This is a genomic window from Paenibacillus ihuae (assembly GCF_001368795.1).
Lineage (GTDB): Bacteria > Bacillota > Bacilli > Paenibacillales > Paenibacillaceae > Paenibacillus_AQ > Paenibacillus_AQ ihuae.
Window position 1 is genome coordinate 2,365,163 of sequence record NZ_LN831198.1, and the last position, 5,426, is coordinate 2,370,588.

Annotated in this window: 5 protein-coding genes; all 5 read left to right on the forward strand. The window is 52.8% G+C overall.

Annotation, left to right across the window (positions count from 1 at the left end; translation table 11 throughout):
• A partial coding sequence (locus AQR02_RS34000) for a 4Fe-4S dicluster domain-containing protein (RefSeq protein WP_245237307.1) occupies nucleotides 1–530 on the forward strand: 530 nt, incomplete at its 5' end.
• 22 nt (nucleotides 531–552) lie between these two features.
• Nucleotides 553–2,844, forward strand: coding sequence for a thiamine pyrophosphate-dependent enzyme (locus AQR02_RS10690; RefSeq protein ID WP_054940548.1), 2,292 nt, complete (start codon nucleotides 553–555; stop codon nucleotides 2,842–2,844).
• Between the two features lie 24 nt (nucleotides 2,845–2,868).
• Nucleotides 2,869–3,369 (forward strand): NADH-quinone oxidoreductase subunit NuoE, encoded by a 501-nt coding sequence (nuoE, locus tag AQR02_RS10695; protein WP_054940549.1) that lies wholly within the window; start codon nucleotides 2,869–2,871, stop codon nucleotides 3,367–3,369.
• A 41-nt stretch (nucleotides 3,370–3,410) separates the two neighbouring features.
• A complete protein-coding gene (nuoF, locus tag AQR02_RS10700) occupies nucleotides 3,411–5,288 on the forward strand; it encodes an NADH-quinone oxidoreductase subunit NuoF (protein ID WP_187388775.1) in 1,878 nt (625 codons plus the stop codon).
• Between the two features lie 35 nt (nucleotides 5,289–5,323).
• Nucleotides 5,324–5,426: 2Fe-2S iron-sulfur cluster-binding protein (locus tag AQR02_RS34005; RefSeq protein WP_245237600.1), on the forward strand; the 103-nt coding region annotated here is incomplete at its 3' end.

Sequence of the window (5,426 nt, forward strand, 5' to 3'; positions counted from 1 at the left end):
GTATTTGTGATTTCCTCGATCCCGAGGCGATGCGTACCGTTATCCGCAGAACGTTCGAGAAGAAATATCCGCAGCTTGTGGAGCCCAACCTCCGCACTTTCGACCGGGGCTACAATGAGGTGCAATTCAAAACGTATGACGTACCGGAAGGCTCGCTGATTAAACCTTTTAAACGTGTACAATCCTTGCTTGGTTACAAAACGCAATTGCCAGGCGGAGTGATCGCCGCACAAGGCAATAGCATTCTCAAGGATCTGGGCGGTTCCCGCGCCGGGCTGCTGACGGAGTTTCATGCCGGGAAATGCATCAATTGCGCTGCCTGCGATAATGTCTGCCCTGACTATTGCTTCGTATGGGAATCGGCAGAAGACAAGCGCGGCCGCCTGCAGCAGGTTCTGCGGGGCATTGATTATCAATATTGTAAGGGCTGCCTGAAATGCGTCGAAGCCTGCCCTTCTGATGCGCTGACCAGCCTACGCGAAGAACCCGGCTATGCTGAACTGAACCGTGTTGCCCAAGTGTTCTGTTAAATGAAGAAGGAGGAACCTACTAATGGCTGTTAGTGAAAATAAATTAACTGATGCTGTACCTGCCGAGCAGGTCACATGCTTTGAATCCGGCAACGAAATGGCGGCTACAGCAGCCGCACAGATCAACTACCACATGATGGGCTACTTCCCGATCACTCCGTCCACCGAGGTGGCCCAATATCTCGATCAGATGAAGGCCCGCGGGCAGCATGATATTCAGCTGGTCGCAGCGGACGGCGAACACGGCTCCGCCGGCATCTGTTACGGCGCGGCTATGGCTGGAGCACGGGTCATCAACGCCACCAGCTCGCAAGGGTTTCTGTATATGCTTGAGCAGCTGCCTACCCAGTCGGGCACTCGCTTTCCAATGGTCCTAAATCTTGTTACCCGCGCGGTCAGCGGTCCGCTGGATATCCGCGGCGATCATTCCGACCTTTATTACGGCCTGAATACCGGCTGGGTCATCCTGACAGCCAGCACACCTCAAGCTGTATACGATATGAACATTATGGCACTCAAGATTGCCGAACACTCAAAAGTCCGGCTGCCTGTAATTGTGGCCTATGACGGCTTCTTCACCTCCCACCAAAAACGCAAAGTAAAATATTTCGAGGATAACGGAGTAGTTCAGCAGTTTGTCGGACCCAATCCGAATCACGCTTATGCGAATGTGTCTGATCCGGCTCATCCGGTGACCATAGGCGCGCATATGGGCGGCGATGATCTTCTTAACAACCATTATCAGCTGTCCGAGGCGCTGGAAAAGGCAGGAGAAGTATACAGCGAAGTTGCCCGGGAATATGCGCTTTTGTCCGGACGTGAATATAAAGTTCTCGATCTGTACCGAATGGAAGATGCTGAATATGCTGTGTTTCTGCTCAATTCTGCCGGTGAGACAGCTAAAGATACAGTAGACGCCTTACGTGCAAAAGGGATCAAAGCAGGACTGATCCGCCCGAATATCATCCGGCCATTTCCGGCAGAAGAGCTGCGCACTGCACTTAAGAATGTCAAAGCTCTACTTGTCGGTGAACGCGCGGACTCTTACGGTGCCCAAGGCGGCAATCTGACACATGAAATCCGTTCGGCGCTGCAAATTGATCCTGACAACAAAACCATCATTCTCTCGCGGATCTTTGGCCTTGGCGGCAAGGACTTCTATGCAGATGATGCGGCAGCTTTCTTCCAGCTGGCTATAGATGCCGCCGAAAAGGGCAGTGCTGAGCTGCCTTTTGACTATTACGGCTATTATCCCGGTGAAGAGAAGGATGCTATCGCGCCGGTGATCGAACCGCTGCATGGCAATGCATTTAAAACCGGACTGATCCAGGTTACACAAAACGAAGAAACGGGTCTGCTCAAAGTGAAGCTGCCGCCGCTGCGCCAATTGACCGTGAAGCCTCATCGTTTAGCTCCCGGACATGGCGCCTGCCCCGGCTGCGGCGCGCTTTCCGCTCTGGAGCTGTTCTTCAAGGGCATCGAAGGCGATATGGTCGTGCTGTTCCAGACGGGCTGCGCTTATGTGGTCACTGCGAGCTATCCATATTCCTCTCATAAACAGACCTTCGTGCACAACCTTTTCCAGAATGGTGCAGCTACGCTGGCCGGGATGGTGGATGCATTCTATGAGCTTAAACGGCGCGGGGAAATCCAGGTTGCTGACGATGTTACCTTTGTGATGGTCTCCGGTGACGGCGGTATGGATATCGGGATGGGGGCAACCGTAGGTGCAGCCCTGCGCAACCATAAAATGATCATTCTGGAGTATGACAATGAAGGCTATATGAACACCGGTTCCCAGCTGTCCTATAGTACCCCGATGGGACACATGACCAGCACCTCCGGTGTGGGCCAAACGCAAAAGGGAAAAAAAGGCCACCACAAGGACACCGCACAAATACTGGCTGCCTGCAATATTCCTTACGTGTTTACCGGTGTAGAGAGCAATCCGCAGGATCTGCTGCAAAAAGCGGCTAAAGCCCAGTGGTATGCGAATAACGTAGGCACTGCCTATGGCAAAATCCTCTGTGCCTGCCCGCTCAACTGGAAGACACCGGATGACCAAGGCAATGAGCTGGTGAAGGCGGCTGTGGATTCCTGCTTCTTCCCGCTGTATGAGATTGAACAGGGCATTACCCGCATTACCTATAATCCGGAAGAGAAGGGCAAGCGGATCCCGGCGGTTGACTGGCTGAAACGCATGGGTAAAACGAAGCATCTGGTGAAGGATACCGAGCTGCTGCAGGATTTTGAGAATGAAATCGAACGCCGCTGGAGCCGGTTGAAGCTCAGACATGAAAATGCGCTGCTCTAATCTGGATGGAAGGGAGCCTGCCAAATGGAACAACAACAAACCTGCTCAAGCGCCGACATTGCCGAAGCCGATGAGAAGCTGGAGAAAGTGAAACACGCCATCGAGCAGTTCAAACTCATGAAGGGTGCTTTGATCCCTGTACTTCATGAAGTGCAAGATATTTACGGGTTTTTGCCGGAGCCTGTGCTCCAGGTGGTTTCAGAAGAGCTGAACCTGCCCTTAAGTGAAATTTATGGGGTTGCTTCGTTTTATCATTTCTTTTCCCTGACTCCGAAAGGAGAGAATGTGATTCATGTCTGCATGGGAACCGCCTGCTACATCAAAGGGGCTCAAGCGGTGCTGGACCGGCTCAGTACAGAGCTTAAGGTTCCTGTGCAAGGAACGACAGAGGACAACAAATTTACGCTGGAAGCGACACGCTGTCTGGGAGCCTGTGGACTCGCCCCTGTCATGACGATCGGAGAGAAAGTGCATGGACGCCTAGTGCCTAATGCCGTTCCGAAAATTCTAAATGAGTACAAGTAATTCCCGGCAATTCACGCACATTTTTAACGGGAGGTATTGGCATGAAGCTGTTAACGGATCTTGATGCTATCCGCACGCTTACGCAGAGCCGTCTGGATAACCGGAGAATCACCGGGGCCTCCGGCGAGTCCATTACATTCAGATCAGTGATGGTGTGCGGCGGTACAGGATGCACATCCTCGGATTCTAATACCATCATCGCCGCTTTGGAGCAGGAAATATCCAGCCACGGGATTGAGAGCCAGGTGGAGGTCGTACGAACGGGCTGTTTCGGCCTTTGTGAGCTGGGACCAGTCGTAATCGTCTATCCGGAAGGTATTTTTTACAGCCGGGTGGAGGTGAAGGACATTCCTGCTCTGGTGGAGCAGCATTTGATGAACGGCAAGCCTTATGACAAGAAAATATACGAAAAGACCCGGCATGGCGAAGAAATCATGAGCTTTGAGGAAACAGACTTTTATAAAAAACAAGTTCGGATCGCGCTGCGCAACTGCGGCACCATTGATCCCGAACTCATAGATGAGTACATTGCCAGTGACGGTTACAAGGCGCTTGCCCAGGTGCTTACGACGATGAGCCGCGAGCAAGTGATTGACACGGTTAAGCAGTCCGGGCTGCGGGGACGCGGCGGCGGCGGCTTCCTCACCGGTCTGAAGTGGGAGTTCGCGGCCAAACAGAACAAACCGCAGAAATATGTCATCTGCAATGCCGACGAGGGTGATCCGGGAGCATTCATGGACCGTTCGATCCTGGAAGGTAATCCGCACTCGGTCATCGAAGCGATGGCCATTGCCGGGTATGCCATTGGTGCGAACCAGGGGTTCATCTATGTCCGTGCAGAATATCCTATCGCGGTACAGCGGTTTACCAAAGCGCTGGATCAGGCACGCGAGTACGGGCTGCTGGGCGATGATATTTTTGGCACCGGCTTTACCTTTAACATTGATGTGCGCCTTGGCGCGGGAGCGTTTGTCTGCGGTGAGGAAACCGCTTTGATTCACTCCATTGAAGGCCACCGGGGGATGCCGACACCTAAGCCTCCCTTCCCGGCTGTTGAAGGATTGTGGGGGATGCCGACGATCATCAATAATGTGGAAACGCTTGCTAATATTGCTCAGATTATTCTGAACGGCGCAGAGTGGTACGCCAGTATCGGAACCGAGAAATCGAAGGGCACCAAGGTGTTTGCACTCGGAGGCAAGGTTGTGAATACCGGGTTGGTTGAGGTTCCGATGGGCATTACGCTGCGCGAGGTCATCTTTGAAATTGGCGGCGGGATTCCCGGCGGCAAAAAATTCAAGGCCGTGCAAACCGGAGGCCCGTCGGGCGGATGCCTGACCGAAGAGCATTTGGACTGCACCATTGATTTTGATACACTGACCAGTCTGGGTTCCATGATGGGCTCCGGTGGAATGATCATTATGGATGAGGATACCTGCATGGTGGATGTCGCCCGGTTCTATCTGGACTTCACCCGTGACGAATCATGCGGTAAATGCACGCCTTGCCGGATCGGTACCAAACGGCTGCTTGAGATGCTCGATAAGATTACCGAAGGCAAAGGGACGCTGGAGGATCTCGAGAATTTGGAGCAGCTGTCGCTGCAGATTAAGAACGCCTCTCTGTGTGCGTTAGGGCAGACGGCTCCCAACCCGGTATTATCGACCATTAAATATTTCCGCGATGAATATATGGCTCATATTACGGACAGCAAATGTCCGGCCGGTGTCTGCAAATCCCTGATCTCCTATGAAATCGATGCTGAGCTGTGCCGCGGCTGCAGTCTCTGTGCCCGGAAATGCCCAAGCGATGCGATTTCCGGCAAAGTGAAGGAACCGTATGTCATCGATAAGGCAACCTGCATTAAATGCGGCGTCTGCTTCGATGTGTGCAAGTTCAAAGCGGTAGCGATAGTCTGACGATAGGAGTGATCAGGTTGAACACGATTAAAATAATGATCGATGGGGCCGAGAAGGAAATCGTCAAAGGCACCACCGTGCTGGAGGCAGCCCGTGATCAGGGCATTAATATTCCATCCCTCTGTTATTTNAAGGGGT